At 73.5% G+C, this 23,705-nt stretch carries 36 protein-coding genes and 1 pseudogene; 14 read left to right on the forward strand and 23 right to left on the reverse strand.

All coding sequences use genetic code 11. The features are described from left to right. Positions 1–16: 16 nt before the first annotated feature. Positions 17–1,315 carry an MFS transporter gene (locus C4T42_RS01205; protein WP_244603151.1) on the reverse strand — a complete coding sequence of 433 codons (1,299 nt, stop codon included), beginning with the start codon at positions 1,313–1,315 and terminating at the stop codon, positions 17–19. A 380-nt stretch (positions 1,316–1,695) separates the two neighbouring features. On the opposite strand from C4T42_RS01205, the gene C4T42_RS01210 reads away from it, so the two are divergent. Next, positions 1,696–2,157 (forward strand): GNAT family N-acetyltransferase, encoded by a 462-nt coding sequence (locus tag C4T42_RS01210; protein WP_103984613.1) that lies wholly within the window; start codon positions 1,696–1,698, stop codon positions 2,155–2,157. A 159-nt stretch (positions 2,158–2,316) separates the two neighbouring features. Here the strand turns inward: C4T42_RS01210 and C4T42_RS01215 are convergent, their stop codons facing one another. From C4T42_RS01215 to C4T42_RS31415, 4 genes are all read right to left on the reverse strand, one after another. Continuing rightward, complete coding sequence (locus C4T42_RS01215) at positions 2,317–3,156, reverse strand: alpha/beta hydrolase (RefSeq protein ID WP_103984614.1); 840 nt, start codon at positions 3,154–3,156, stop codon at positions 2,317–2,319. A gap of 222 nt (positions 3,157–3,378) precedes the next feature. After that, on the reverse strand, positions 3,379–3,621 hold the full coding sequence (locus C4T42_RS01220; RefSeq protein WP_091676038.1) for a hypothetical protein: 243 nt from the start codon (positions 3,619–3,621) through the stop codon (positions 3,379–3,381). 137 nt (positions 3,622–3,758) lie between these two features. Beyond that, positions 3,759–4,172, reverse strand: coding sequence for a MucR family transcriptional regulator (locus tag C4T42_RS01225; RefSeq protein WP_020091004.1), 414 nt, complete (start codon positions 4,170–4,172; stop codon positions 3,759–3,761). A 70-nt stretch (positions 4,173–4,242) separates the two neighbouring features. Next, a complete protein-coding gene (locus tag C4T42_RS31415) occupies positions 4,243–4,485 on the reverse strand; it encodes a hypothetical protein (protein ID WP_146073981.1) in 243 nt (80 codons plus the stop codon). A gap of 73 nt (positions 4,486–4,558) precedes the next feature. On the opposite strand from C4T42_RS31415, the gene C4T42_RS01230 reads away from it, so the two are divergent. The 4 genes from C4T42_RS01230 to C4T42_RS01245 all read left to right on the forward strand — a co-directional run bounded on the left by C4T42_RS01230 (position 4,559) and on the right by C4T42_RS01245 (position 6,102). Next, entirely contained in the window at positions 4,559–4,909 is a 351-nt protein-coding gene (locus tag C4T42_RS01230) for a hypothetical protein (protein ID WP_020091003.1), read from the forward strand. A gap of 129 nt (positions 4,910–5,038) precedes the next feature. Next, entirely contained in the window at positions 5,039–5,299 is a 261-nt protein-coding gene (locus C4T42_RS01235; RefSeq protein ID WP_091977897.1) for a hypothetical protein, read from the forward strand. Beyond that, complete coding sequence (locus C4T42_RS01240; protein WP_103984615.1) at positions 5,299–5,706, forward strand: hypothetical protein; 408 nt, start codon at positions 5,299–5,301, stop codon at positions 5,704–5,706. Before C4T42_RS01235 ends, C4T42_RS01240 begins: the two co-directional genes overlap by 1 nt. A gap of 84 nt (positions 5,707–5,790) precedes the next feature. Then, on the forward strand, positions 5,791–6,102 hold the full coding sequence (locus C4T42_RS01245) for a hypothetical protein (protein WP_244603152.1): 312 nt from the start codon (positions 5,791–5,793) through the stop codon (positions 6,100–6,102). A gap of 16 nt (positions 6,103–6,118) precedes the next feature. On the opposite strand, the gene C4T42_RS01250 is transcribed toward C4T42_RS01245, so the two are convergent. The 6 genes from C4T42_RS01250 to C4T42_RS01275 form a co-directional block, all read right to left on the reverse strand. Beyond that, positions 6,119–6,583, reverse strand: coding sequence for a hypothetical protein (locus C4T42_RS01250; protein WP_244603153.1), 465 nt, complete (start codon positions 6,581–6,583; stop codon positions 6,119–6,121). A 138-nt stretch (positions 6,584–6,721) separates the two neighbouring features. Continuing rightward, a complete protein-coding gene (locus tag C4T42_RS01255) occupies positions 6,722–6,940 on the reverse strand; it encodes a hypothetical protein (RefSeq protein WP_020090998.1) in 219 nt (72 codons plus the stop codon). 257 nt (positions 6,941–7,197) lie between these two features. Beyond that, positions 7,198–7,938, reverse strand: a complete 741-nt coding sequence (locus C4T42_RS01260) for an ABC transporter permease (RefSeq protein ID WP_103984695.1) — start codon at positions 7,936–7,938, stop codon at positions 7,198–7,200. Next, positions 7,938–8,870 carry an ABC transporter ATP-binding protein gene (locus C4T42_RS01265; RefSeq protein WP_020090996.1) on the reverse strand — a complete coding sequence of 311 codons (933 nt, stop codon included), beginning with the start codon at positions 8,868–8,870 and terminating at the stop codon, positions 7,938–7,940. The genes C4T42_RS01260 and C4T42_RS01265 overlap by 1 nt, the downstream gene beginning before the upstream one ends. Then, on the reverse strand, positions 8,867–10,057 hold the full coding sequence (locus tag C4T42_RS01270) for an ABC transporter permease (RefSeq protein WP_103984617.1): 1,191 nt from the start codon (positions 10,055–10,057) through the stop codon (positions 8,867–8,869). The genes C4T42_RS01265 and C4T42_RS01270 overlap by 4 nt, the downstream gene beginning before the upstream one ends. Before the next feature lie 207 nt (positions 10,058–10,264). After that, the gene (locus tag C4T42_RS01275) at positions 10,265–11,197 is read right to left on the reverse strand and encodes an ABC transporter substrate-binding protein (protein WP_020090994.1); all 933 of its coding nucleotides are present in this window, start codon (positions 11,195–11,197) and stop codon (positions 10,265–10,267) included. Positions 11,198–11,639: 442 nt separating this feature from the next. On the opposite strand from C4T42_RS01275, the gene C4T42_RS01280 reads away from it, so the two are divergent. Beyond that, on the forward strand, positions 11,640–11,855 hold the full coding sequence (locus tag C4T42_RS01280; RefSeq protein ID WP_026604595.1) for a hypothetical protein: 216 nt from the start codon (positions 11,640–11,642) through the stop codon (positions 11,853–11,855). Between the two features lie 16 nt (positions 11,856–11,871). Here C4T42_RS01280 and C4T42_RS01285 read toward each other — a convergent pair whose 3' ends face one another. The 6 genes from C4T42_RS01285 to C4T42_RS01310 form a co-directional block, all read right to left on the reverse strand. After that, a complete protein-coding gene (locus tag C4T42_RS01285; RefSeq protein WP_020090992.1) occupies positions 11,872–13,347 on the reverse strand; it encodes a protein adenylyltransferase SelO family protein in 1,476 nt (491 codons plus the stop codon). A gap of 219 nt (positions 13,348–13,566) precedes the next feature. Then, a complete protein-coding gene (locus C4T42_RS01290) occupies positions 13,567–14,625 on the reverse strand; it encodes a phosphatase PAP2 family protein (RefSeq protein ID WP_103984618.1) in 1,059 nt (352 codons plus the stop codon). Between the two features lie 124 nt (positions 14,626–14,749). Next, positions 14,750–15,010, reverse strand: a complete 261-nt coding sequence (locus C4T42_RS01295) for a hypothetical protein (protein WP_020090990.1) — start codon at positions 15,008–15,010, stop codon at positions 14,750–14,752. Between the two features lie 192 nt (positions 15,011–15,202). Then, positions 15,203–15,733: a MucR family transcriptional regulator gene (locus C4T42_RS01300; protein ID WP_091977889.1), complete on the reverse strand. Its 531-nt coding sequence runs from the start codon at positions 15,731–15,733 to the stop codon at positions 15,203–15,205. A 361-nt stretch (positions 15,734–16,094) separates the two neighbouring features. Further along, the gene (locus tag C4T42_RS01305) at positions 16,095–16,397 is read right to left on the reverse strand and encodes a hypothetical protein (protein WP_020090988.1); all 303 of its coding nucleotides are present in this window, start codon (positions 16,395–16,397) and stop codon (positions 16,095–16,097) included. Positions 16,398–16,531: 134 nt separating this feature from the next. Then, positions 16,532–16,957 (reverse strand): hypothetical protein, encoded by a 426-nt coding sequence (locus C4T42_RS01310; protein ID WP_103984619.1) that lies wholly within the window; start codon positions 16,955–16,957, stop codon positions 16,532–16,534. 96 nt (positions 16,958–17,053) lie between these two features. Here C4T42_RS01310 and C4T42_RS01315 point away from each other — a divergent pair, with 96 nt between their 5' ends. Continuing rightward, complete coding sequence (locus C4T42_RS01315) at positions 17,054–17,812, forward strand: CDP-diacylglycerol diphosphatase (protein ID WP_020090986.1); 759 nt, start codon at positions 17,054–17,056, stop codon at positions 17,810–17,812. Between the two features lie 95 nt (positions 17,813–17,907). Continuing rightward, complete coding sequence (locus tag C4T42_RS01320; protein ID WP_244491794.1) at positions 17,908–18,237, forward strand: hypothetical protein; 330 nt, start codon at positions 17,908–17,910, stop codon at positions 18,235–18,237. A gap of 43 nt (positions 18,238–18,280) precedes the next feature. On the opposite strand, the gene C4T42_RS31825 is transcribed toward C4T42_RS01320, so the two are convergent. Further along, positions 18,281–18,448 (reverse strand): hypothetical protein, encoded by a 168-nt coding sequence (locus C4T42_RS31825; RefSeq protein ID WP_020090984.1) that lies wholly within the window; start codon positions 18,446–18,448, stop codon positions 18,281–18,283. 154 nt (positions 18,449–18,602) lie between these two features. Here C4T42_RS31825 and C4T42_RS01325 point away from each other — a divergent pair, with 154 nt between their 5' ends. Then, entirely contained in the window at positions 18,603–18,848 is a 246-nt protein-coding gene (locus tag C4T42_RS01325; RefSeq protein WP_181049133.1) for a hypothetical protein, read from the forward strand. 15 nt (positions 18,849–18,863) lie between these two features. On the opposite strand, the gene C4T42_RS01330 is transcribed toward C4T42_RS01325, so the two are convergent. Next, positions 18,864–19,052 (reverse strand): hypothetical protein, encoded by a 189-nt coding sequence (locus tag C4T42_RS01330; RefSeq protein ID WP_020090982.1) that lies wholly within the window; start codon positions 19,050–19,052, stop codon positions 18,864–18,866. Between the two features lie 168 nt (positions 19,053–19,220). After that, positions 19,221–19,484 carry a hypothetical protein gene (locus C4T42_RS01335; RefSeq protein WP_026604594.1) on the reverse strand — a complete coding sequence of 88 codons (264 nt, stop codon included), beginning with the start codon at positions 19,482–19,484 and terminating at the stop codon, positions 19,221–19,223. 217 nt (positions 19,485–19,701) lie between these two features. Between C4T42_RS01335 and C4T42_RS01340 the strand changes: the two genes are divergently transcribed. From C4T42_RS01340 to C4T42_RS01350, 3 genes are all read left to right on the forward strand, one after another. Next, complete coding sequence (locus tag C4T42_RS01340; protein WP_020090980.1) at positions 19,702–20,091, forward strand: hypothetical protein; 390 nt, start codon at positions 19,702–19,704, stop codon at positions 20,089–20,091. 21 nt (positions 20,092–20,112) lie between these two features. Next, positions 20,113–20,313, forward strand: a complete 201-nt coding sequence (locus C4T42_RS01345) for a hypothetical protein (RefSeq protein ID WP_020090979.1) — start codon at positions 20,113–20,115, stop codon at positions 20,311–20,313. Positions 20,314–20,378: 65 nt separating this feature from the next. Further along, positions 20,379–20,684 carry a hypothetical protein gene (locus C4T42_RS01350; protein ID WP_020090978.1) on the forward strand — a complete coding sequence of 102 codons (306 nt, stop codon included), beginning with the start codon at positions 20,379–20,381 and terminating at the stop codon, positions 20,682–20,684. A 58-nt stretch (positions 20,685–20,742) separates the two neighbouring features. On the opposite strand, the gene C4T42_RS01355 is transcribed toward C4T42_RS01350, so the two are convergent. After that, on the reverse strand, positions 20,743–21,147 hold the full coding sequence (locus tag C4T42_RS01355; protein ID WP_020090977.1) for a hypothetical protein: 405 nt from the start codon (positions 21,145–21,147) through the stop codon (positions 20,743–20,745). A 208-nt stretch (positions 21,148–21,355) separates the two neighbouring features. Here C4T42_RS01355 and C4T42_RS01360 point away from each other — a divergent pair, with 208 nt between their 5' ends. Then, entirely contained in the window at positions 21,356–21,601 is a 246-nt protein-coding gene (locus C4T42_RS01360) for a hypothetical protein (RefSeq protein WP_020090976.1), read from the forward strand. Between the two features lie 42 nt (positions 21,602–21,643). On the opposite strand, the gene C4T42_RS01365 is transcribed toward C4T42_RS01360, so the two are convergent. Both C4T42_RS01365 and C4T42_RS01370 read right to left on the reverse strand, forming a co-directional pair. Then, positions 21,644–22,384, reverse strand: a complete 741-nt coding sequence (locus C4T42_RS01365) for a DUF4336 domain-containing protein (RefSeq protein WP_020090975.1) — start codon at positions 22,382–22,384, stop codon at positions 21,644–21,646. Positions 22,385–22,487: 103 nt separating this feature from the next. After that, entirely contained in the window at positions 22,488–23,072 is a 585-nt protein-coding gene (locus C4T42_RS01370) for a YgjV family protein (RefSeq protein WP_020090974.1), read from the reverse strand. A 396-nt stretch (positions 23,073–23,468) separates the two neighbouring features. On the opposite strand from C4T42_RS01370, the pseudogene C4T42_RS01375 reads away from it, so the two are divergent. Beyond that, positions 23,469–23,628, forward strand: a pseudogene (locus C4T42_RS01375) (YqcI/YcgG family protein); the annotation flags it as partial. Positions 23,629–23,705: the final 77 nt, after the last annotated feature.

Here is a 23,705-nt window from a genome sequence, read left to right on the forward strand (position 1 = left end):
GCGCTTCCGGGTTTCCCTAAGCAAGGGCCTGCCCGGACAGGCCGCGCGGTCCGGCGAGGAGCAGGGCCGCGCTCGCCGCGAGGACGAGCGTGATCACCGCGAACATCGCGTGCGGCCCGTAGGCCGAGAGGATCGGCAGGAGGATGATCGGCGCCAGCGCGGCCGCGACCCGGCCGCCGGCCCAGGCGCAGGTCATGGCCGAGGCCCGCAGCGGCGTCGGGAGCAGCTCCGTCGCGTAGACGGCGAGGATGCTGCCGTAGGTCGCCGCCGCGGTGTTGAAGGCGATGCCGACCAAGACCAGGGTCAGGAACGTGCCGCTCGCGGCGAAGGCCGTGCCGAGGGCCGCCATCGCCGCCGCCAGGGCCGTCAGGACGGCGCGCCGCTCGAGCCGGTCGATCGCCAGCGCGGTCAGCATGGTACCCAGGGGCGGGCCGAGCATCGACAGCGCGGCGAAGACGAGGGATTGATCGACCTTGAAGCCCTTCTCCACCATCACGACGGCGCTGAGCAGCGGGAAGGCGATCGTCGCCAGGGGGGCGAGGGTGTAGAGGCCGACGAACAGGGCCGTCCGGCGCAGCTGGCGCGTCTCGGCGAACAGGCCCCGGAACCCCGCGGGCCCGGTCGCGGGCGGGTCCGTGTCCGGGTCGGCGGGGGCGGCGACCCGGCTCCGGCCGGCCGCGCGCTCGAACCGGCGGCAGGCGGCGTCGGCCTCGGCAGAGCGCCCGACCGAGGCGAGCCACCGCGGTGATTCCGGCAGCCGCGCGAATAGGACGCCGCCGAGCGCCGCCAGGGCGCCCCCGAGGATCAGCGCCCAGCGCCACGGCTCGATCCCGAGCGGCGCGGCCGGTGCCATCATCTGGACCAAGCCGATCGCGGCCAGGCCTCCGAGGAGCCCGAGTCCGGCGCAGACCAGCAGCGTCGCGCCGCGTCGGCGCGCGGGCGTCACCTCGGCGAGGTAGGTGGCGACCAGGGGCGGGAACCCGCCGATCGCGAACCCCGAGACCGTCCGGGCGATCGTCAGCGCCGTGAGCCCCTGGCTCGCGGCGGCCGCCAGCGATCCGGCGGCCATCAGCGCGAGGGAGGCCTGGAGCGCGCGCCTGCGGCCGAGGCGATCCCCCAGCATCCCGAAGACGGGCGCGCCCACGGCGCCGCCGGCGAACACGGAGGCGAGGAGCAGCGAGAGGCTGCCCCGCGACATGTTGTGGGGCGGCGCGAGGAAGATGGCCGCCAGGGCGTTGCTCAGGGCGACCTCGGCGATGTCGGTGAACAGGCCCAGCGTGCAGACGGCGAGCGCCGCCGCGTGAAGCCGCGTCATCGGAAGGGAATCGAGCCGCCGCGAGACGGCCGCGATCGACCCGGCGACCGATGCGGCGGCATCGGAGGCACTCGCGGTCTGGCTTCCGGCGTCGATCAAGCGTGTGAGTCCTCTCCGGCCGGAGCGTGCCCGCAACCGGTGACGCACCGCCACGGCAGCGTGTTCCCCACCGGGGAACGTGACGGCGTTCACAAATGCACCATGCGCGCCATGGTTGCGGGTCGCAGGGAGGTCGGCGGTCCGCGGGTCTTGCGGAGCTGTCGATCCGCCCTCCGCCGGGAGCCTCGGCGCGGGGGCCGCACCGCCGTTCCGCGCCTTGCTGATCGTCGATCGGGAGGACATCCTGCGCGGGGGATGTCGGGGCGGATGGCCGGGGCACGATGTTCGAGATCGCGCGGGACGACCTGTCCGATACGCAGACACGGGCGCTGCTGGCGCTCCATCTTGCCGGCATGCACGCATCCTCGCCGCCGGGCAGCGTGTTCGCTCTCGACCTGTCAGGCCTGCAAGCACCGGACGTGACCGTCTGGACGGCGCGCCGCGGCGGGCGGGTGGCGAGCGTCGGGGCGCTCAGGATGGCGACGGACGGCACCGCGGAGGTGAAGTCCATGCGGACGCACCCCGACTTCCTCCGCCTGGGAGCCGGCGCGGCGATCCTCGACACCATTATCGCGGCCGCCGCCGCCCGCGGCGCGCGATGCCTCAGCCTCGAGACCGGATGCGGACCCGCATTCGCGCCCGCGCTCGAACTCTATCGGCGTCGGGGCTTCGTGAACGGCCCCGCGTTCGGGACCTACGTGCCGAGCGACTTCAACCAGTTCCTCCATCTCGCGATCGCCTGACGGGTCGGGTCGGCGTCCTCGTCGCGCCGCCGTTCCCGAAGCGGCCCGCGCCGCGCGTCCGCGATCCGTACGTCCAGGCGCAGAGGCCGACTGGGTTAGGGCCAGCAAGGCTGGCTGTCGGCCCGGTGAGTCGCGCGCGTCAGGGGCCGCCCAGGACCCTCAAGGCCCGTCCAGGAAGCCGAGGAGCGCCGCGTTGAAGAGCGCCGGATCCTGGAGGAACGCGAAGTGGCTGGCATTGGGCAGGATCAGCAGCCCAGCCCCGGGAATCGTGGCAGCGAGGTACTCGGTGTGCGCGCGCTTGATACCCTCGTCGTGGTCGCCGTCCGCGATGAGGACCGGCGCGCGGATCCGCTTCAGATCGGCTTCGGTCCAGCGCGGCTGCCCGCCCCACATCCGGCCAACCGCGTCGACGAAGGCGGCGTAGTCCTTCGGGGTCGGCGAGAGGGCCTCGTACTCCTTGCCGGCTCGGTCGATGAAGGCGGCGAAGGTCGGGTTCGTCTCCACGCCCTCGATCAGGCCCGACGGGTCGGCGTTGGCCCCGAACGCGAACACCTTGCCGACGCGGTCGGGGTGGCGCATCGCCATGTCGAGACCGAGGATCGCGCCGTCGCTCCACCCGACGATGTCGGCGCGCGGGATCTTCAGCACGTCGAGCAGCCCGACCACGTCGTCGGTCATCAGGTCGTAGCCGAATGGCCGATCGTCCCGGGTGCTGCGGCCGTGCCCGCGGCTGTCCACGAGGATGACCGTGCGGCGGGCGGCGAGCGCCGCGACCTGGTGGCCCCAGTAATCGGAGTTCGACAGGCCGCCGTGCAGCAGGACGACCGGCGGACCGTTGCCGATCGTGGCGTAATACAGCCGGATGCCGTTGACAGCGGCGCGACCGGAGACCGTGCCGGCGACCGGCGCGGGGGTCGGCGGCAGGTCCTGCCAGCGCGGTCCGGCCCAGGCCGGGGCTCCGGCCAGCAGAAGCGTCACGGCGATCGCAGTCCGAAGCATCGAGCACCTGTCGTCGTTGCCGGGGCCGGGCTGCCGGGGCGATCCGGTCCAGCGCGACCCGCCGCGACCGCGATCTGCGGTCGACCTGCGCGCGGACCGTGACCGGCTCGGATTACAGAACGATTTCAGGCCGTGGCCCGCGGGCGGCGAGCGCCGTCTCCGCCGACGCCCGGGCGCCGAAGGCCGGCGCGCAGCACGGCGCTCGCGCGAGGAGCGGGGCCTCTAGAAGCGCGGGCTCGTGCGGCGGGGCCGGTCCGGCCGGGGCGCGGGGGCGGCTGGCGCATGTCGATGGCCGACCACGTCGCCGTTGCGGTAGGCCTCCTGGATGTTGCGTCGCGCGGCCCGCCCCGCCGTCCCACCGGGCTGCGTCACGGCCGAGTCTCCGGACGGGGCCAGGACGGTCTGCGCTGAGGCCGGTCCGATGCCGAGGAGAAGGAGGGCGACGCAGCCAGACAGCCCCTTCATGGCCAGATCCCTCTCACCCGATCGCGTTGCCAGACGGGCCAACCCGCAGTGCCGGCACGCGCGCGCCGCCCCGCCCAGCGCATCTACGTCCGTGCGGGCCATCGGTTCACGGGGGCTCGGCGGACGGGCTGCGTCGATCAGGCGGCCTTGCTGCCGAGCCGGATCGCCTTGGCGATCTCTGACCGGCGCTCGGCGTAGCCCGGCGCGGTCATCGGGTAATCGTCCGGCAGCCCGTAGCGCGCGCGGTAGAGTTCCGGCGTCAGCCCGTGCGCCGTGAGGTGCCGTTTCATGGTCTTGTACGACCGGCCGTCGATGAAGCTGACGATGCCGTCCTGGCGGACCGAGCCGCGGATCTGAGCGGCGTCGGGCTGCTCGGGCGGCGCCTCGACGACCGCGGGCCGGTCGGTGAGCGCGGAGAGCGCGCCGTGCACGGTGAGCAGGAGCGGCGGTATGCTGGTGTGCGGCAGCGCGTTGTTCGACAGATAGGCGGTCACGACGCGCAGGGCCACGTCGCTGATGGTCGGCTCGAGCTGGTCCTGGTTCTTGCGCAAAGCGATCGACCCCTTCTTCGACCCTGCCAACACCTATTATAGACCAGGAATACTCGGACATTATCGTCTGTCAATGCAGAATGACATGCTTGGCAAGTAACGAATTTTGAATGCAGAATTTCGATGCGACGCGCGCCGTCCGGTTGGTCAATGACATGGCCATGGTCCTGTCCGAGATTGGGAGAGCGCCGACGGATTTTTCGGGTCGCGCCTGCCGGACAATTCGCCGGCGCGGTTCCGACGCTTCCACTTCGCAGATCTTCGTGATCCAATACGCTTCGAGCGCATCGCGAAGTCCCTTCATGGCCGCCACACGCCGCCCGTCCGTGCCGAGGTCGAGGGTCCGGAAGTCCCGCACCGTGCCTGGGGCGGGATGGGGACGCGCGATGCTGGCGGCGCTCCTCGGAGGCATGCTCGCGGCGCCGTTCGCCCACGGGCAGGGCGCCGACGATCTGGAGGCCGAGATGCGGGCGCGGGTCGCCGCGGCCTTCCCGGACGCGGGCCTCGTGAGATTCCGCAAGATCCGACCTATCCCCGCCGAGGCGGAGTCCGCCGTGGCGTTCTGCGGCCAGGTCAGCAGCGGCCCCGTCGGGCAGGGGCGGTCCGATTTTCAGGTGTTCCTGTACGATCGCACCGCGTCGGCCGAGACCGTCCGCATCCTCGGGTCGGAATCCCTCAACGGCTACCGCGTCGGCCGGAAGCTGATCGGTGCCCTGCGGCGGGTCGGCTGCCTGTGAGGCGTGCGGCGGGGGTGGTCTGTCCCACACGTGACGAAAATGTGGCAGAAGCTTGACTATTCTTCCAGGGTCGGTTTATAGCTTGACCGTGGCGTTGCGGTTACACCCCCGAGTCCCATGGAGGTTCGGATGTGCGCGCGGAAGACCTTCTACATTTTCGTCTCGGCCTCGGACGGGGAGCAGTTCTGCGCCGTCCGACAGGACCAGCCCATCCCGTCGCTCATCGACGGCGTCCGATGGATGTATGTCGGCTGCATCGATACGACCCGGGACAGGCCGTACGGATTCGACGTGGACGCGGCGCACGCGGCGATGCGGCACCGCGGCGTCTACTTCTACCGGCGCGAATTGATGTTCCGCCGGGCCAACTTCCTCCTCGAAGCCGCCTGATGGTGGCTGCCCCCGGACCGATCCTGGCCGGCGCCCTGGTGGTCGCCGGTCTCGGGTTCGCGTCCGCCGCCGAGGCGCAGGTGCCGACGCGGGTCGGCACCTGTGCGGCGACCACCATCGCGCGGATCGGGACCCGGTTCAGCGACACGCTCGTGAAGGCGAAGGGCGACGGGATCGGCGACGGGACGAGCGTCGATCTCAAGAACGGCGTCTACGGCGTCTCCTACGCGTATGTCGAAGCGGTCGCGCGGTCGCGGGTCGGCGACCGGGTCATGACCTGCCTCGTACTTCTGCCGACGGGCTGCCCCAAGGGCGACGATCGCGGCAAGATGTACACGACGACCAACCTGCGCACGCTGGATTCCTGGACTTTGCCCGACTCCCAGCACATGTGCGGCGGGGCCTGATCGGGCGTCCGTGAACCCGCCCCCCGGAGGGGCGTGCTGCCTCAGGGGGCGGGATCCGGGTCTCGGTGGAGAGGAGAGGGATCCGTGTCGCTCAGGAACGGTCTTGCCGCCCTCGCGCTGGCGGTGGCGGGCTCCGCGCCGGTCCCCGCCTGGGCGTGGGGCGTCCCCGGATGCATCAACCTTCCCGAGTACAACCGCGCCCTGGGCGCCCTGCAGGGCATGACGAGCGCCTGCGACATGAGCGTCGAGGAAGCCCGCCGGATCGTCGCCGCCCGTGACGGCGTCGCGCCCGGGCCCCCGGTCGCCGCCGCGGAGCCGCCGGCGCCGCCGCGGGTCGCGCCGCGGCACCGCAGGGCGCGGGCGCACCGGAGCGCGCCACCGCGGCGTCACCGCTGAGCCGGCCGACCGGCGCTCAGGTCCCGTCCTCCGGCGCCCCCGGGGGATCCGCGCGGGTGCGCGCCCAGTCCCGGTCGCGCTCCGCCTGCCGGGCGCGCTGCTCCGCCACGTAGGCCTCCTGGTCGGCGCGCTCCCGCTTCCGGCGGCGGTCGGCGGCGGCCGCGCTGCGCTTGCGCCACGCCTCCGTCTCGGCCTTCTGGCGCAGCAATTCCTCGACCGTGACGGGTATCACCGGTTCCTTGGGTTGCGCCCAGGGATAGGACCGCCGGGGCGGGGGCGGGCGGGCCGCCCGATCGGCGGAGGCCTGCCCGCTCCGCCGGAGCGCCTCGGCCGCCGCCGCGAGGGTCAGCCCGGCACCCCGGGCGATGCGCTCGGCGGCCGCCCGGGCGGCCGCGCGCTCGCCCGCCGTGGCCCCCTGATCGGCGAGCGCGAGGCACTTCTCGAACCGGTCCCGGTCGGCGGGCGTCATGGGCGACGTCATGGGCAGCGTCTTATCGCCGGTCGATCCGCCTGTCCCGTCGCACCGGATCCGTCGATCCGGTTTCGCGCCAGCCTCCGTGCCGGTCAGGCCGCCGCGGCCGCGCGTCTCGCCGGCCGTCCGGCGCCGCGACCCGCGCGGCTACGTCTGGGCGCGTCCGTTCCCGCCCGGACCGATCGCCGGCAGCCCGGCCCCGTCCGGCAGGCCGCCGAGCACCACGAGGATCCGTCCCAGGAGCACCCGCGAGTGCCGCGCACCGCTGCCGATGGCCGTGAGGTCCGGCCGGCCCGCGCGGGCCTCGTAGGCCGCGCGCAGCCGGTCGAGCTGCCGCCTGCGCGTCTCGGGATCGCTGGAACCCATGGCCCATCCTCCCGGCGGGCCCTGGCTCGCGGTGCGCCCCCGCGAGCGAGCCTTCGACCATCCCGAGTCGGGGAGTTGGAAAACCGTGTCTGAACGGTCCCTACGACCTTTAGCGCCGGAACGCCTGGACATACGCCGCAGGCTCCCCGACCGTGTGGCCAAGGATACGGGTGCCGTTGTGGTCGGCACCGACCATCAGACAGGGGGTTCCACGCCCCAGGGCCGCGCGTACGGCCCCGCTGGCCTTCTAGTCGCCTCTAGGAAGGAAATCCAGCCCGGCGTGCCGCGCCGCGCTCGAGTCGGCGGAAACCGCCGTCGATCAGGAGCGCCAGCGCGGACACGACGAGGCCGCCCTGCAGGACGTAGGCGGTGTTGCCGGTCAGCAGGCCGGAGATGATCACCTCGCCGAGGGTGCTGGCGGCGACCGTGGAGCCGATGGTCGCCGTCGCCAGCCCGATGATCGCGGCGAGGCGGATCCCCGACAGGATCATGGGCAGCGCCAGGGGCAGCTCGACGCGGACGAGTCGCTGCCGGTCGGTCAGACCCATGCCGCGGGCGGCCTCCATCAGCGCCGGGTCGAGATCCTCGAGCCCGGTGAGCGCGGTCTCGAAGATCGGCAGGAGCCCGTAGAGGACGAGGGCGATCAGGGTCGGGACCGCGCCGAACCCGAGGATCGGCACGGCCAGGGCCAGGACCGCGACGGGCGGGAAGGTCTGCCCGATTCGGGCCACTGACCGGGCGAAGGGCAGCACGTCGCGGCTGGCCGGCCGCGTGGCCGCGACCGCGAGGCCGAGGGCGATCGCGGCCGCGGTCACGGTCGCGGTGGCGACGAGCAGGAGGTGGTTGACAGCGAGCGTCAGCAGCGGCGTCTGGGCGTAGATCGGCGGCGTGTCGCCGGGGGCGAAGGGCCGGAACAGGGGCGCGAACCACCCCGGAGCGACCAGGAACGCCCCGAGCAGGGCGAGGAGCGCGGCCCGGGCGATCTGCGGGGCGCGGATCACGGCCGGGCGCCCCGCGCCTCGAGGGCCTCCCGCGTCACCCGGCCCAGGACGACGCCGTCGCGGCTGACCGGCAGCGCCGGGCGCCGGGACCACAGGCTCTCGGCGAGGGCGGCCCGCACCGTGGTCCCGGCCGGGATGGGCGGGCCCGGCGCCGGGCCGGGCTCGATCAGATCGTCCACGGCGCGCAGGGCCATGAGCTGGAAGGCCCGGTCGCCGCTGCCGAGGAGGGCGCCGACGAAGGCGGTGGCGGGCGCGCCGACGAGGTCTGCCGGCGCGGCCTCCTGCACGAGGCGCCCGCCATCCATCACGGCGACCCGGTCGCCGAGATGCAGGGCCTCGGTCATGTCGTGGGTCACCAGCACGATCGTGGTGCCGTAGCGCGCCTGGATCGCCAGAAGGTCCGCCTGCGCCCGCCCGCGGATGATCGGATCGAGGGCGCCGAAGGGCTCGTCCATGAGCAGGATCGGCGGCTCGGCCGCGAGCGCGCGGGCGACGCCGATCCGCTGCTGCTCGCCGCCGGAGAGCGCCGCCGGCAGGCGGTCCCGGTAGATCGCCGGATCGAGGTTGAACAGGCCGAGGAGCTCGTCGACCCGCGCGGCGATCCGCCGGCGGTCCCAGCCGACGAGCCTCGGCACCACCGCGATGTTCTCCGCGACCGTGCGGTGGGGGAACAGCCCGTGGCCTTGGATGGCGTAGCCGATCCCGCGCCGCAGCAGGTGCGGCGGCACCTCCCGGACGTCCCGGCCCGCGATCCGGATCGTCCCGGCGCTCGGCTCGATCAGGCGGTTGATCATGCGCAGCAGGGTGGTCTTGCCCGATCCCGAGGTGCCGACCACCGTCAGGATCGTCCCGGTCTCGACCCGCAGGGTGACGTCCGCCACCACCGTGCGCCCCTCGAAGACGCGGCTCACCCCGGCGAGGTCGATCATGGGATCCGCTCCGCCGCGCGGCCGCGGCTCAGGTCGATGACGGCGTCGAGCAGCACCGCGGCGCCGGTCGCCATGGCGACGGTCGGCAGCGCGCCGAGCAGGACGAGGTCGCCCGCGTTCTGGCTGATGCCCTGGAAGACGAACACGCCGAGGCCGCCGCCGCCCACGAGACCCGCGATCACCGCGAGGCCGATATTCTGGACGAGGACGATCCGGATCCCGGTCAGGATCGCCGGCAGGGCGAGGGGCAGGTCGACCTGGAACAGCCGCTGGCGCGCGGTCATGCCGACGCCCCGGGCGGCGTCGCGCACCGGCCGGGGCACCGCGTCGAGGCCCGCGACGGTCGCGGCGGCCACGGGCAGGAGCGCGTAGGCGAACAGCGCCACGAAGGCCGGCGCGGCGCCGATCCCCGCGATGCCGAGGGCGGCCGCGCCCGGCACCTCCCGGCCGATCCAGGCCAGGGGCGCGATCAGCATGCCGAACAGCGCCATGGACGGGACGGTCTGCACGACGTTGAGGCTCGTGAGCAGGCCCGCCCGCAGGGGCTGGACCGGGCGCGCCAGCACGGCCGCCGGGATCCCGACCAGGGCGGCGGCCGCCACCGATGCGAGGGCGAGGGCGGCGTGGGTCCGCAGCTCCCGGCCGAACGTGTCGGAGCGGCCGGCATATTCCCGCAGGACCGAGAGGTTGTCCCAGAAGCCGGTGCGCAGGGCGAGCCCCGTCGCGGCGACCAGCAGGGCGAGCGCGGCGATCCGCAGGACCGGCCCCGGCCGCAGCCGCGCCAGCCCGTCGCCGGCCGCGAGGGCCGCCGTCCCGGAGGCGAGCCACCAGCCCGCGTCCGGCGAGACCCGGCCGTACCGGTCGCCCGGCGCGGTCAGGTGATCGGCCGCCCAGCCGGCCGCGAGGCCGAGCAGCAGCAGGACCGCGGCGGCGGCAGCCAGCCGCAGGATCGGCGCCGACCGCAGGACCAGCGGCGGCAGCGCGAGGGCGACGACGCCCCCGAGGAGGAGCGCCGCGCCGGGAGGGAGCGCCGACCACGCCGTCAGCGCGGTGCCGGCCGCGATCCGGTTCGGCCGGGTCGTCATCAGCGGCAGGGCGAGCAGGCTCAGTGCCAGGACGGCCGCGAAGGCCGCGCCCAGCGGATCGACGCCCGGGCGAAACCGCCCGGTCGCGAGGGATTCCCCCATCCTCACGCTGCGGCGGCGCCCGGGGGCGCGACGATGGACGGAAATGCGGCGGGTCTCATGAGGCGGGTCACCGGCGTCGCGACGCTCTCGGGCGCCCCGCCGCGCATCCTTGCCGGCGGAGCCCCGGCTTGTCGACGCGGGATCCCGCGGGCCGCGGACGGCTCCGCCGGTGAGGGCGCGTCGCGCCGCGCTGTCCGCGCGGCCGGCTCACCGCACGAACCCGTTTTGCCGGAGGAAGTCCGCCGCGACCGCAGAGGCCGGCTCGCCGCCGATCTGGACCCGGCCGTTGAGATCCCGGAGCGTGGCCAGATCGAGCTTGCGGAAGATCGGGTCCAGCACCGCGGCGATCTCCGGATGGGCCTTGAGGACCGCGCCGCGGACCACCGGCGCCGGCTGGTAGACTGGCTGGACGCCCTTGTCGTCGTCCAGCATGACGAGGCGCGCGACCGCCATGCTGCCGTCGGTGCCGAACACCATGGCGGCGTTCGTGCCGGAGGTGCCCCGCGCCGCCGCCGCGATCGTCGCGGCCGTGTCGCCGCCGGCCAGGATGACGAGCTGGTCCGGCCGGAGGGTGAAGCCGTAGGCCCGGCCGAAGGCCGGCAGCGCCCCCGGGCTGGTCACGAATTCCGACGAGGCGGCGAGCTTGATCGCGCCGCCGCCCGCCACGTAGCGGCCGAAGTCGCTCATGGTCCTCAGGCCCGCGGCCCGCGCGACCTCCTCGCGCACCGCGATCGCCCAGGTGTTGTTGGCCGAGGCGGGCGTCAGCCAGACGAGGTCGTTGGCCGCGCGATCCAGGTCCCGGGCCGTGCGGTAGGCCGCCTCCGGGTCCTTCCAGACCGGGAGATCGGCCTTCCCGAAGAAGAACGCCGCGTTGCCGGTGTATTCGGGATAGATGTCGATCTGCCCCTCGATCAGGGCCTGGCGGACGATCGCGGTGGCGCCGAGCTGGATCTTGTCGACGGTCGGCAGGCCTCGGGCCTGGAGCGCCTGCAGGATGATGTTCCCGAGCACCCCGCCCTCCGTGTCGAGCTTGGAGGCGACGACGATCCCGGCCGCCGGCGCGCCGGGCGTGGGCGCGCACTGGGCTGTCAGCAGCGCGAGCCCTGCCGCGACGAGCCCCGCCCGGATCCGCTTCACCATGGCCTCCGGCTCTGCCCTGCGCCCCGTCGGTCCGGTCGGGCGCCCGCTTTCCGACATCTAGGGCCGGTCCCGGTCAAGTTGAGGCGGAGGCGCACCGAGCCTGTGCCGCACGGGAGAGGGGAATGGCGCGACTGACTCCGCCCGAATCGTCGTCCGTCGAGACCGCTGCGACACGATTGGGCACGGCTCTCGGGCCGGCGCCGCGGCGTGATTCGGTGCCCGAACCCGGTCGACAGCCGCGTCTCCCGCACCGGACCGATCCGGCGTCGCGGGCCGCGCGACCCCCGCGAAGACCTGCGCGCCCGGCGAGTCCAACCGGGGCCGTATCAAATCAACACATTCCCGTTAACGTTGTTTAACCTTTACACGATCCTTCCGCGAACGATCCTGGCTTTGACGATATAATCTTGAGTACATGCTTTGTGTCGAAAGGAGGGGGGATATGTCGTATTCGATTCTGGTTCGCGATCTCACCCGCGAGACCGACGGTACTCCCAAACTTCTGGCCTACGACATTCGCGACCGCTCGGCGGCCGAGACTCTCGTGTCGGTGATCGCCACTTCGTACCAGGATCACGGTTTCAATCCAGCGACCCGCGTCCACTGGTTTCGCCACGCGGGCGGGCTGCGCGAGATCTTCACGTGGCCGCGGTCCTGACCGGCGGCGCGCGGGCTCAGGTGCCGCAGAAGGTCCGGTAGCCGACGCCGCCGCCCGCGGGCGCCTCCGCGAAGGCGGCGTGGTCCGGCTGGTCGTCGTAGGGGCGGGCCAGGACGGCGAGGAGCGTCGCGAACGGCGCGAAGTCGTCCCGCTCCACGGCGGCCTCGATCATCGCCTCGACCCGGTGGTTGCGCGGGATGAAGGCCGGGTTCTCCCGGCGCATCGCGGCGGCGGTCTCGACCGGGTCGCGTGCCTCCTGCGCCAGCCGCGCGCGCCACGCGGCCGCCCAGGCATCGTAGCGCGTCGGGTCGACGAACAGGTCGCGCACGGCGGCGTCGGCCTCAGGCCGCGCCGCCGCGTCGCAGAGCCGGCGGAACGTCAGGGTGAAGTCGGCCTGGTTCTCGGCCATGCCCTTGAGGAGGTCGCCCGCCAGCTCGGCGTCGCCGTCGCGGGTCTCGGCGAGGCCGAGCTTGCGGGCGAGGCCGCCGTGATAGGCCGCCTCGAAGCGCGGCGCGAAGGTGGCCAGCGCCGCTTCGGCCTCGGCGACGGCGGCGTCCTCGCCCTCGGCGAGGAGCGGCAGCAGGGTCTCGGCGAGGCGGGTCAGGTTCCAAAGCGCGATCCGCGGCTGCTGGCCGTAGGCGTAGCGGCCGTTGCGGTCGATGGAGCTGTAGACCGTCCGGGGATCGTAGGCGTCGAGGAACGCGCAGGGCCCGTAATCGATCGTCTCGCCCGCGACCGACATGTTGTCGGTGTTCATCACCCCGTGGACGAAGCCGACGTGCAACCAGCGGGCGACGAGGGCCGCCTGGGCCGCGACGACGCCCTCCAGCAGCGCCCGGTAGGGATTGCCGGCCCCGGCCGCGTCCGGATGGTGCCGGGCGACGACGTGGTCGGAGAGCGCCCGCAGGCCCTCGACGTCGCCCCGCGCCGCGAAGAACTGGAAGGTGCCGACCCGGATGTGGCTCGCCGCCACGCGCGTGAGGACCGCGCCCGGCAGGAGCGTCTCGCGCACCACCGGCTCGCCGGTCGTCACGGCGGCGAGGGCCCGGGTGGTCGGGATGCCGAGCGCCGCCATGGCCTCGCTGACGAGGTACTCGCGCAGGACCGGGCCGAGCGCTGCCCGCCCGTCGCCCCGCCGGGAGAACGGCGTCGGGCCCGCGCCCTTCAGCTGGATGTCGCGGCGGCGCCCGTTCCGGTCGACGACCTCGCCGAGCAGGACCGCGCGGCCGTCGCCGAGCTGGGGCACGAACTGGCCGAACTGGTGCCCGGCATAGGCCGCGGCGATCGGGTCGGCGCCGTCCGGGACGGCGTTCCCCGCGAGCGCCGCGACGCCGTCCGGGCCGGCGAGCCAGTCCGGATCGAGGCCGAGCTCCTCGGCGAGCGCGCGGTTCAGCCGGACGAGGCGCGGCGCCGCCACGGGCGTCGGCGGCCGGCGGGCGTAGAAGCGCTCCGGCAGGCGGGCGTAGCTGTTGTCGAAGGGGAGTGCCGTCATCGTCGGGATCTATGGAGCGCGGGGTCGGGGGGCAAGCGGGGCCGTCGGGCTGCTGGATCGGGCGGTGCCGTCGGCGCCCGTGGGCGTCTCGGACATCGACCGGAGCCGCGCGGCGGTGACGGAACCGCGGATCGTCCACCGCGTCCGGGTCATCGTCGCGCCTTCCCCGCTCCCTGGCCCATCCACCGAGCGGGAAAATGTTCGCGGCCCGACCCGTTCTCAGGCGTCGGCGGGCCGGATCGCTTCGAGCGCCTCGATCCTCCGGGTGGCGGGATCGCGCGCGGCGGGATCGGCCGTCGACCCGCGCCGCCGGGCGCGGCAGGCCAGGGCCGCGAGGGCCAGGAGACCGCCCGCCAGCACGTCCGGCAGGTAATGACCGCCCGACCCGACGGTCGCGACGATCACGGCGGCGTTCAGCAGGACGGCCAGGGAGCCGAGGAGCGGCACCGGCGCCAGCGCCCAGGCCGTGAGGACCGCGAGGCACACGTGGAAGGATGGGAAGGTCGCGAGGCCGCGCAGGTCGCCGAGCGCCAGCGTGTGCAGGCTGCCGGCCCGCAGCCGCGCCACCGGCTCCAAGTGCCAGAGCGCGCCGACCGTCTCCAGGGGCTCGGACGGGACGACCCGCGGGGCGTAGTGGGCGTAGGGGCCGAGGGCTGGCAGCAGGGCGGCGAGGACGATCACGCACAGCAGCGTCGCGGAAAACAGCCGGATGTAGGTCCAGAGCCGGCCGAGGCGGCGGGTCGCGCTCAGCGCGATCACCACGAGCCCGACCTGCGGGCCGCTCGAATGGTAGGCGAGCGCCAGCCACCACGACAGCGTCGGGTGCCGCGCCAGGAACGCCACGTGACCGGTCCAGTCGAAGCCGAGGGCGGCCTCGATGCGGGCCAGCGCGGGATCGATGAAGGGCAGCCCGATCCCGGCGGCGAGGAAGTGCAGGACCGCCACCGGCACCGTGAAGGCGATGAGGAACGCGCTCGCCAGGGCCATGCCGCGCAGGGGCGGGTCGGACTTCACCGTGCTCAGGCAGGCGGCGGCGCTCAGCAGGACGAGGACGGCGAGGCCCGCGAGCGCGAAGCCCAGGGGCGCGGCGGCGATGCCGGACGCGGCCATCCAGACGGCGTCGACCGCGACGATCGCCAGGGTCAGGGCCCAGAGACGCGGGTCCGGCGCGGCGATGCCGGTGCTGTGCCGGCGCAGCAGGCGCCACCAGGGACGTGCCGGGTTTCGAGCGCGGACGATGGGCGCGCGGCCGGCGTGAACGGCCCGGTCTGGACGCATGATCCGGCTCACCTCGCCCGACAGGGCCGATGCGCGGCCGGGACGAGGCTCGGCCGCGACGGGGATGCGGCCGCCGGCCGGGGGTGGCGGCGGGCGGACAGGGTTGGGGGTGCGGGGGCGGACTCTACCGGCCGGTCGTCGGGGCGTCGCCCGTGGCCGGGGGCTTGCCGGTGCCGACCGCGCCCTCCGTCGGCGGCACGGCGGACGGGTGGGTGACGGCCTCCGTCGCGGTCTTGCCCGGATCCTTCGTGTCGGCCGCCGGCTTCGGCGCGGTCTCGGCCGGTGGCGCCGCCCCGGGGCCGGGCCGATCCTGCGCCCGGGCCGCGGCCGGAAGGGCGGCCAGCGTGGCGGCGGCGAGGACGAGGGCGGGGATCGATCGGGTCAAGCGTGGCTCCGTCGCGCGGTCGGGCGTTCAACCGGCCCAACGGCTGGCCGCAGGGGTCGTTCCGACGCGCGCCGGTCCGGGACCGGCCGGGAGGTGACGGGTGGGTCCGGCGAGGCCGTACCCGGTCCCGTCATCTCAGGTCCTGGCGCGCGGGGCGCCGGCAGTGCGCGCCGGTGCACGCGGCCGGGGGCCTCACGCCTCCGCGGCGGCCTTCCGGGTCTTGCGGCCCTTGGGAGCCTTCGTGCCGGCGCCGGCCTCCGCCGCGACGGTCTCCGCGGGCTCGCTCCGCTTGGCGGCCGGGCCGCGGCGCTTGTGGCCGAGGCCGGCGTTGCGGGCGAACTCGGCGCGCATCGCCGAGTAGTTGGACGCGGTCGTCGGGTAGTCCGGCGGCAGCCCGTAGCGCTGCCGGTACTGCTCGATCGTCATGCCGTTGCCGGTGAGATGCCGCTTGAGCGTCTTGTACGGCTTGCCGTCGATGAAGCTGATCAGGGCGTCGGGCGTGATCGACTTCTTGATCTGCGCGGGCGTCGCCTTCTTGAATTCGGGCTCCGACGTGACCGTCGTGTGCCCGAGACCGGCCAGCGCGGCGTGGACGCCGGACAGCAGCGACGGTAGGTCGGGAACCGGAACGGAGTTGTTGGCGACATAAGCCGAAACAATATCGGCGGTCAGCTCGACGAAATCGATCGGGTCCTGATGCGGTGCAGGATTGCTATCTTCCATGGGCGCCTCTCACGTGTGAGTGATCCATGAACGTGCATTCGCTTCTCGACAGTCAAGTCCTTATCTGCACGAAGATAACCCATTATGCCTGTTATCTACCGAATGGAGTGGCGAATACCAACATAGATCAGTGGCGCATTTCGCGCCGGATCTTTCACCCGCCGGCACCCCGACTGCCGGATCCTCGGGCGCCTCCGGCCGCAGCCGACCGGCCGGACCGGGCGGGGCTCTTCACAAAGCGTTAACCCTGACCGTGGTCACTGACAGGGTCGCTCCGGCTTTGGGGGTAAGAAGCCGAACGACAGGCGGGCCGAGCCCTGCCCCTCTATGCTCGGCCCGCGCCCTCGCGCCGCGGCGACGCTCAGGCGTTGGCCGCGGTCCCGATCGGCGTGGCGATCGCGCCGCGCGTCCCGGGCGGGATGACGGCCTGCAGGACCCGCGCGGGCCCGGCCGCGTAGTCGGCGCGGTAGCTGCGCTCGAGGGTCATCAGGGTGCGCATCGGCGCCTCGGCCAGATCGAGCAGGCGGGCGTCGCGCCAGCGGAGCTTGGTGAGGCCGGTGCGGCTGAACCACCGCGGCCTCTCTTCCTCGACGAGCAGGACCAGCTTGCCCGTCCACGTCTTGCGGAACCAGAACCGTCCCGTGAGCTTGGCCGCGCCGAACATGCAGCACCTCGCGTGAGAGCCCCTTCAAAGCAACGCGGGTCAAGCTCGGCGGTTTCCGCGCGCGGCCCGTCGTCCGGCACCGGACCGGCGCCGCGGCCATGCGCCGGCGGCATGGGCGCGACGGCGGACACGGCTCAGCCGCAGGTGCGGTCGCCCAGATCGCGGCCGGCCAGGGTGGTGCCGGCCGCGGTGCCGCCGGCAAGCGCGCGGTCGGCCAGGATCGCGAGCGGGCGGCCGGCCAGGGCGCCGACGAGCCCGGCGGCGGCCTTGATCAGGAAATCGTCGAACCGGCCGTGGCGGGTCCCGGTGAGGGTCTGGCCGGCTTCCAGGCCGCCGGCCAGGACGACGCTGCCCGCCAGGATCCAGAGCCAGTGCCGCGGGTAGGCCACCGTCATGAGCAGCCCGGCCAGAGCGTAGGCCGCGACGCGCTCGTAGCTGGGATTGGCCGTGACCACCGGGCGGAGGCCGATCGGCACCAGCGTGATCGCGGCGATCAGCACCACCAGGATCCAGGCCGCGACCCGTATCAGGCCGTGCCACTGCGCGTTCGATCTCAGCATCGCGGAAACGTAACCTCGCGGCGACGGCGGCCGCGTACAACGATGGCGCGCCGCCCGACGTATCATAACGTCGGGCGGGGACCGGAACATCTGATCATGCGTGGTACTCTGGTCGTCGCGACCCTTCTCGCCTTCTCGGTGATGCCGGCCGCCATCGCGGCCAATCCGGTGCGGGACGTGCTCTGGGTGGCGCTGCAGGGCTGCGTGCTCGCCAAGAAGGCCGCGGGCCGGAGCTTTCCCTGCCTCGCGGTCGATCTCGGCGACGCGGCGCGCCCGGGAACGGCGGTGCTGCGGGCGCCGGGCCAGCCCACCCACACGGTGGTGATGCCCACCGACAGCGTCTCGGGCATCGAGGCGCCCGTGCTCCAGGGACCGCTGGGAGCGGCCTACTGGCGGGCGGCGCTCGCGGCCCGGCACTACGTGTCGGACGCGCTGCAGGGCCGCCTGCCGCCCTCCGCGGTAGGCCTGGAGGTGAATTCCGTGGGCGGCCGCAGCCAGGATCAGCTGCACATCCACCTCGACTGTATGCGCCGGAGCGTCACGGCGGCCCTGAAGGCCCACGGCGACGCCGTCGGCGACAGCTGGGCCCCGTTCCCGGTGCCGCTGGCGGAGGTGTCCTACCTCGCCATGCGGGTCCCGGCGGACGCGGTCGCGGCGTTCAACCCGTTCGCCGCTCTGGCCCGCGTGCCGGGCTGGCAGGGCCACCTGCACGACGCGAGCTTCGCGGCGGTGGAGGCCGATCCCGGGGATCCGCGGGGCGGGATGATCCTGCTCGCCTATCGGGAGCCTGAGGCCAGTGCCGAATACCTGATGGATCACGGCTGCCGGGTGGCCAGGCACGGCCGGGCCGGCTGACCGGCGGCCGAGCCCAGCCGTGCCGAGCCGTGGCCACTGTTGCTGCTACGTTCTATCTCTCGGGGGCACGAATCGGGCATAGAGCGAGCATGCGCATGCCGGTGCTCAGCTTGTCCGCGATGCTCCTCCTGACCACCGGACCTGCGGTTGCGGGGCCGGCCGCCGGAGCCACCGATCCGGCCGAGCTGGAGCGCGCGTGGCACCGCTGCCTGCGGGACGCCACGGGGCATCAGCCGACGGGGCAGAGCCGCGCCGGCGACGAGCGCAACGCCCTCGACGAGTGCAAGGCCCGCGAGGATGCCCTGGTGGCGGCCCTGATGTCCGGCGCGCGCCCGGCGGACGCCCGCACCGGCACGGTGTGGTCACGGACCTGGGCGGCGTTCGTGGAGCCGCTCACCGCGTGGCTCGGCGCGCTGCGGCGCTGAGCGCGTCGCGGTCTCCGCGCCGATCGTGCCGGGTAATACGGCGTCAGGCGCCGCCGATGCCGGTCGTCACCGTGCCGCTGCCCCGGCAATCGGAGCACTGCGCGTCGGCGACCTTGCCGGTGCCGCCACAGGTCCGGCACAGGTTCTCGCCGGTGCCCGGCGTGCCGGGCGGGGCCTCGTCCCCGGGTTTGCGCGGATCCGCCTCGGCCATCGTCAGCCCTCTCCGGACGCTCGTTCCTGACCGGCAAACCGTGTCGGTCCGGCGCTGTTCCCGGTCGCGTGCGTCGTCGAGGCTCGGTGCCGTCCGCGGCGTCGCACCGCGCACGGCCCGGCGAACCGCGGCCCGCGCGGACCGTTGGCCGGCCATGAGCGATCAGACATCCAAGCCGCACCCGGATCTCGTCACCGAGGCGCGCCGGCGCGAGATGGCGACCGAGCACCTTCTGTTCGGGACGATGCGGTTCCTGGCGCGGCAGAACCCGGAGCTGCTGGACGAACTCGAGGGCAGTCTCGTCCACCTGTGGGATACGGTCGAGGGCGAGGCGCGGGACGATGAGGCCGTGCGGACCATCGCCCGGCGCATGCTCAAGGGGCTGCGGGCCGAGCGATGATCGGCCCGGCCCGGCTCACCGCTGGGCGGCGTCGGTCACCTTGATGGTCGGGATCATCGCCACGGCCTGCGCGGTCACGCGGTCGAACGTCTCCCCGGTCAGGCCCCGCTCCGTCGCGAGCTTCCGGATCCGGTCCGCGTGCTGCGAGAGGGTCAGGCCGAAATAGGTCTTCTCTGCCGCCTGTTCGACAGACTCGTTTGCCACGTGTTCACTCCTGTTCATGGTCGGTGAGGCGCGCCGATTTGGGCCAGGGCGGCCGGGGCTTCAACCCCCGGCCGCGGCCACCGCACCCCGGCCATGAATCGCGGTCATGGCCGGGACGCCGTAGGCGCGCGGTGTTGCCGACGCCCTGCAGCCGCCGGCCCGCCGCTATCAGCGGTTGCAGCCGATGCAGATGCCGCGGGTGATCGCGTCGTTGCGCTCCTCGACGGCGTCGCGGCGCTCGATGCTGCCGGTCTCGTTCGGGCCGAGGGCGCCGGGATTGGGCACCGTCTGGCCGGTCGCGGCGGTATGGGGCGCCTTGGCGGTGGTGGCGGGCCCGCCGCCGGTGCCCGTCTGGCTCACCGGGTCAGCCCAGGCGGTGACGGAGGCCAGGGTCAGGGCGGCGGCCATGGCGAGAGTCGCGGATCTGCGCATGTGAAGCTCCCAGCACTGCGTGCGTCGGTCTGTGCGAAACTGACGCACGCGCGCGCGAGAAGTTCCCGCCTTCGCGCGCGATCGGCACCCCGGCGCGAGTCGTTCGGCGGCTGAATGCGGCCGTTCACCTTCGGGCGTAACGGCTAAGCCATTTTGAGAACTGTCTTCGCTTCCGAATTGGGGAATCGTGGTGCTGTAACATTCGGAGGCGTACGTCATGAACCCGACCGTCAAGGCCGTGCTGCTGAACGAGCGGGCCTCTGTGCTCTCGGCGATCGCGGCGCGTCAGGGCACCGTCTCCGACCTCCTCGTGCAGATCAACGGCGTCGAGAACGATATCTGGCGGCTGCGCCACCGCCTCATCGATATCGAGGCGTACCTGGTCGGGCATCGCGTCGAGCTGCCGGATCTCGGCGAAGGGCAGACGGAGAGTGCGGACGGGACGGAGGTTCTCGTTCCGCGCCATGCGGCGCCGCAGGCCGCGACCCGGTCGGTCGAGGTGATCGGCCTGCCGACCTGCAAGCCCCTCGGCGATTTCGTCCGCCCGAAGACGTCCGCGCGGAAGGCCCAGGCGGCCGCCGGGCCCCGCCAGGTCGAGACCGCCTGAGGTCGTCCGGGGATCACGCCCATGCACCGCATCCGCCTGGCCCTTCGGCGGAGGGCCCCCGTGCCGCCGGCGCCGGCGCTGCCCGAGAGCCTGACCCGCTACGTGTCGCCGCCGGCTCCCGAGGCCGGCTTGATCACCGCGCCGCTCCGGGACATCGGCATGGCGCTGCTCGTCGGTGTCGTCGTCGCGCTCGTCGGCGGCCGGATTCTCGAAGCCTGGTAGCCGGTCCTGACTGTGTCCCGGCCATGGCCTATGAGGATCGGTGAGGATCCCGAGGGGGTGGACGGATGGGCAACGGCGACGGCAGCGGCGCGCCGAGCGCGAAGATCGCGGAGGTTCAGCGCCTGGCCACGGCGCTCGCGGCGCGCGTGCGCTACGCGCAGCTGGTAGGCCGGCCGGTCTACGAGCCGCAGATCTCCGCGCTGGTCGGCGCGGCCCGCCTGATGGATGAGGAGAGGGCCCCCTGGCCGCCGATGGTGGAGGAGGTGCTGACCGAGCTCGCCCGCGCGATCGAGGGGACCGAACCCGCCGCGGAAGGCGAGGCGGACGATTCTGGGGGAGACCCGGCGAAGGACGCGCCCGGACAGCCCTGAGCGCACCGCTCCCGTCGCCACACCCCCGTCGCCACCCCCGTCGCCACCCTTGTAACGGTCATCGCGCGATCGCGCCGGACCTCCGGCCGGGATCGCCCGGAGATGGGCCGCGCCTGTCGCGCGCTCTCAGCCAGATGGCGGCATCCAGCATGACGACGGGCGCCACCGCCAGGGCCGCGGCCAGGGTGCGGTTGCGCCGCGGGTTCGAGGGCGTGGCGCGGGCCGCCAGCAGGCCGGCATCGAGGAGATCCCCGCCCACCCGCAGGCCGAGATGCCGCTCCGGCTCGGCGGCAGCCAGGATCGCCGCGCCCGAGGCGATCTCGCGCAGGCCGTAGAGCTGGATCAGGCCCTCGTGGCCGTCGAGGCCAGTCGCGGCGGCGACGCGCCGGGGCGCGAAGGTCTCGGCGAGGCCGAGCCCGATCCCGAACCAAGCCAGCCCGCGGGCCATCTGCCTGTCATCCATCTGCGATCCTGCTCCGCGCGGCCACCGGTCCATGGTTGGCCAACCGGGCGGTTCCGGCCGTGTTCCGGACCGCCGCGAGGCCGGAACTTCGGGGCGAAGGGCTGATTGATCAGTGTGCCGGCACGGAGATCCGCGCCGTCGCCGCAGTGCGACGATCGCCTCCGGTCGCACGCCCTCAACCCGCTCGCGTCGTGAAGGCGATGGCCGCATGATCCTGAGCCTGCAGGCCGTGCAGGTCGCGACCGGCAGCGACGATGCCGAGAGTCAGCTCGTCTTCGCCGACGGGTTCCTGGTCGCGGTCCTGGTCCGTCTCTCGGCGCAGCACGGGGCCGATGCCGGGAAGTGGTTCCTCGAAGCCGGGTTCGGCCCGATCGATCCCCTCGCGCCGCCGCTGTTCGCGGACCTTCCGGCGGCCCGGGCCTGGATCATGCGGCAGCTGATCGCCGCGGCCTGACGGCGGCGACGGCGAAACTCGGGGCGATCCTCGGGGCGATCCTCAGGATGGCGTCCCGAGCCAGCGGAGCGAGCGTCTCAGCCGGGCCGCACCGTCCGCGGCGAACCAGAGTCCGTGCGCGAACACGACCCGTTCCGGCGCCAAGCCGACGAGATCCGCGGCCGCCCGCGCGGCGTCGCGCCGCCGGAGCCTGATCACGAGGCGCAGGTAGGGCGGCGGCTCGCCGTGCGGCGGCGTCATGCGGGCGAGGCGCAGGAGCGGACGCAGCAGCGCCGGCATCTTCGCGGGCTCCAGGTTGAGGACGAGGTCGGTCAGGATCAGCGTGCGGCTCGCGCCGTGGAAGAACGCGACTTCCCGGAAGCCGAACCCGCCCGGCACGACGACCTGGCGCAGGTCCGCCGCCCAGTCGGGCGGCGGCGCATCCTCCAGAACCCGGTCGACGCGCAGGCCGGCGCGGCGGACCTGGCGACGCTCGCGGAGGTTGGGGGCTGCCCAGGTCAGGGCCTCCGGACACTGCGCCTGCCAGTCCTTCAGGAAGGTCCAGTGGGCGATGTTGGGCGCGACCAGGTGGCGGATCGGTCCGAGCGCGGCGATCGCGCGGTGCAGGCCCGCGTCGTAGCGCGTGGGGGAGTGCAGCCAGACCGATCCGTCCCCGAGACGGACGACGGTCATCCGGACGGGCAGGGGGATGCCGAGGGCGCGGAGCGGCCCGCTGTCGACGATCCAGACGCCCTCGGCCACCGGCTTGAGCACGTCGAGGGGTGGATAGGTCGCGTCCGGCAAATCCCGCTCTCTTCCTCGGCCGCGGGACGTCACGCGCCCGCTCCCGTGCAACGGCGGGGCCGCGGCGGGTTTCCCGGATCCATCGCCGCAGGCCCGGGGCGTCTCACGCCCGCGCGCAGTCGGGCGCGACCGGCTCCATCGGCGGAACCGGGGCGGCGCGCAGCAGCGCGATCGCGAGACCGAGGATCGTCAGCACGTCGCAGGTCAGTCCGAAGACCGAGCCGACCAGGAGATTGTGCCCGGCCCAGCACAGGGAGGCGCCGAGGAAGAGCTGGCGCATCGCCTGCGGCGCCGCCTGGAGCCGCGCGCCGGTGGCGAGCAGCGAGCCCGCGGCCGCGCAGGCCGACGGCCAGCCGTTCCACGTGGCCGCCGTCAGGCACGCCGCCGCGAGGGTGCTCGCGGCGAAGACCGGCGGCACCCAGCCGCCCCGGCCGGGCGCGCCGACGCAGCGGAGGGAGACGAGGCTCTGCAGCACCGAGATGGCGCACATCGCCGTCCCGGTGAGCGCCCCGAGCGTCAGGTAATGCGCGCCGAAGCAGGCGGCACAGGCCGCCGAGGCCGCGAGGATCCAGGCGCGCCGCGGCATCACCCCCGCAGTAAAGCCCAGGATCAGGCCCAGCGACCCGAACAGATCGAGGTGCGTCGCGGCGGCGGCGGACCAGGAATACAGGAATGATGCGGCGTTCATCGTGCGCGACCGGCCGGCGCGGGGGCGCCGTTTCAGTCGATCGCGCTAGGATCGCCCGGTAATCGGATGGTTAACGCCGCCTCCGGCGACGATCGCGACCCGGCGAGCGTGTCCGCGCCGCCGCACCGCGGTCCCGCGCGGCGACCAGCCGTGCCCACATGTCGGTGGGCCCGATCATCGGTCATTCCGTGTGTCGATCTACATCATGTGAGTATTAAACCAAAACAAGATGTTTGAAATCCGGGATTAACATAGATCAGGGGCCGATCTGCGCGTATTGCGCAGGGAACAACGCCTGCGGCTTCCGGTTCTCCGGGCATTCGAGTCGGGACGACACCGCGGCCGGTCGGGCGGGGGTGCGCGCGCCGGCTACCGGTGGTGTGAACCGACGCTCCGATGCAGCTTCCCACGTATGACGATCACCATCCCGTCGCCGCGCGGTTCCGGGACTTCATCGGGCCTGGACGACGCCCGCATCTACCTGGCCCTGCTCGCCTTCCTCTGTCGGTACCGCGCGCAGCCGGGCCTGTTCCGGAGCTTCGCGGTGCTGTTCGACCGGGGACGTCCGCCAGGTCGCCGCCGGTCGCGCGTCGTGCGCCTTCGTGATGCACCGGATGGACAGCTGAGGGCCGA

This window comes from Methylobacterium sp. 190mf (genome assembly GCF_900107945.1).
Lineage (GTDB): Bacteria > Pseudomonadota > Alphaproteobacteria > Rhizobiales > Beijerinckiaceae > Methylobacterium.

Bases quoted from the DNA above. Each gene is read 5' to 3' on its own strand.
- C4T42_RS01320 (WP_244491794.1), top strand. From the start codon at position 17,908: ATGCCGGTGCTCAGCTTGTCCGCGATGCTCCTCCTGACCACCGGACCT.
- C4T42_RS01360 (WP_020090976.1), top strand. From the start codon at position 21,356: ATGATCCTGAGCCTGCAGGCCGTGCAGGTCGCGACCGGCAGCGACGAT.
- C4T42_RS01265 (WP_020090996.1), bottom strand. From the start codon at position 8,870: ATGATCGACCTCGCCGGGGTGAGCCGCGTCTTCGAGGGGCGCACGGTG.
- C4T42_RS01315 (WP_020090986.1), top strand. From the start codon at position 17,054: ATGCGTGGTACTCTGGTCGTCGCGACCCTTCTCGCCTTCTCGGTGATG.
- C4T42_RS01220 (WP_091676038.1), bottom strand. From the start codon at position 3,621: ATGAAGGGGCTGTCTGGCTGCGTCGCCCTCCTTCTCCTCGGCATCGGA.
- C4T42_RS01310 (WP_103984619.1), bottom strand. From the start codon at position 16,957: ATGCTGAGATCGAACGCGCAGTGGCACGGCCTGATACGGGTCGCGGCC.
- C4T42_RS01275 (WP_020090994.1), bottom strand. From the start codon at position 11,197: ATGGTGAAGCGGATCCGGGCGGGGCTCGTCGCGGCAGGGCTCGCGCTG.
- C4T42_RS31825 (WP_020090984.1), bottom strand. From the start codon at position 18,448: ATGGCCGAGGCGGATCCGCGCAAACCCGGGGACGAGGCCCCGCCCGGC.
- C4T42_RS01345 (WP_020090979.1), top strand. From the start codon at position 20,113: ATGCACCGCATCCGCCTGGCCCTTCGGCGGAGGGCCCCCGTGCCGCCG.
- C4T42_RS01335 (WP_026604594.1), bottom strand. From the start codon at position 19,484: ATGCGCAGATCCGCGACTCTCGCCATGGCCGCCGCCCTGACCCTGGCC.
- C4T42_RS01340 (WP_020090980.1), top strand. From the start codon at position 19,702: ATGAACCCGACCGTCAAGGCCGTGCTGCTGAACGAGCGGGCCTCTGTG.
- C4T42_RS01280 (WP_026604595.1), top strand. From the start codon at position 11,640: ATGTCGTATTCGATTCTGGTTCGCGATCTCACCCGCGAGACCGACGGT.
- C4T42_RS01325 (WP_181049133.1), top strand. From the start codon at position 18,603: ATGAGCGATCAGACATCCAAGCCGCACCCGGATCTCGTCACCGAGGCG.
- C4T42_RS01255 (WP_020090998.1), bottom strand. From the start codon at position 6,940: ATGGGTTCCAGCGATCCCGAGACGCGCAGGCGGCAGCTCGACCGGCTG.
- C4T42_RS01210 (WP_103984613.1), top strand. From the start codon at position 1,696: ATGTTCGAGATCGCGCGGGACGACCTGTCCGATACGCAGACACGGGCG.
- C4T42_RS01240 (WP_103984615.1), top strand. From the start codon at position 5,299: ATGGTGGCTGCCCCCGGACCGATCCTGGCCGGCGCCCTGGTGGTCGCC.
- C4T42_RS01250 (WP_244603153.1), bottom strand. From the start codon at position 6,583: ATGACGTCGCCCATGACGCCCGCCGACCGGGACCGGTTCGAGAAGTGC.
- C4T42_RS01355 (WP_020090977.1), bottom strand. From the start codon at position 21,147: ATGGATGACAGGCAGATGGCCCGCGGGCTGGCTTGGTTCGGGATCGGG.
- C4T42_RS01350 (WP_020090978.1), top strand. From the start codon at position 20,379: ATGGGCAACGGCGACGGCAGCGGCGCGCCGAGCGCGAAGATCGCGGAG.
- C4T42_RS01300 (WP_091977889.1), bottom strand. From the start codon at position 15,733: ATGGAAGATAGCAATCCTGCACCGCATCAGGACCCGATCGATTTCGTC.
- C4T42_RS01305 (WP_020090988.1), bottom strand. From the start codon at position 16,397: ATGTTCGGCGCGGCCAAGCTCACGGGACGGTTCTGGTTCCGCAAGACG.
- C4T42_RS01235 (WP_091977897.1), top strand. From the start codon at position 5,039: ATGTGCGCGCGGAAGACCTTCTACATTTTCGTCTCGGCCTCGGACGGG.
- C4T42_RS01215 (WP_103984614.1), bottom strand. From the start codon at position 3,156: ATGCTTCGGACTGCGATCGCCGTGACGCTTCTGCTGGCCGGAGCCCCG.
- C4T42_RS01205 (WP_244603151.1), bottom strand. From the start codon at position 1,315: ATGACGCGGCTTCACGCGGCGGCGCTCGCCGTCTGCACGCTGGGCCTG.
- C4T42_RS01370 (WP_020090974.1), bottom strand. From the start codon at position 23,072: ATGAACGCCGCATCATTCCTGTATTCCTGGTCCGCCGCCGCCGCGACG.
- C4T42_RS01290 (WP_103984618.1), bottom strand. From the start codon at position 14,625: ATGCGTCCAGACCGGGCCGTTCACGCCGGCCGCGCGCCCATCGTCCGC.
- C4T42_RS01270 (WP_103984617.1), bottom strand. From the start codon at position 10,057: ATGGGGGAATCCCTCGCGACCGGGCGGTTTCGCCCGGGCGTCGATCCG.
- C4T42_RS01285 (WP_020090992.1), bottom strand. From the start codon at position 13,347: ATGACGGCACTCCCCTTCGACAACAGCTACGCCCGCCTGCCGGAGCGC.
- C4T42_RS01230 (WP_020091003.1), top strand. From the start codon at position 4,559: ATGCTGGCGGCGCTCCTCGGAGGCATGCTCGCGGCGCCGTTCGCCCAC.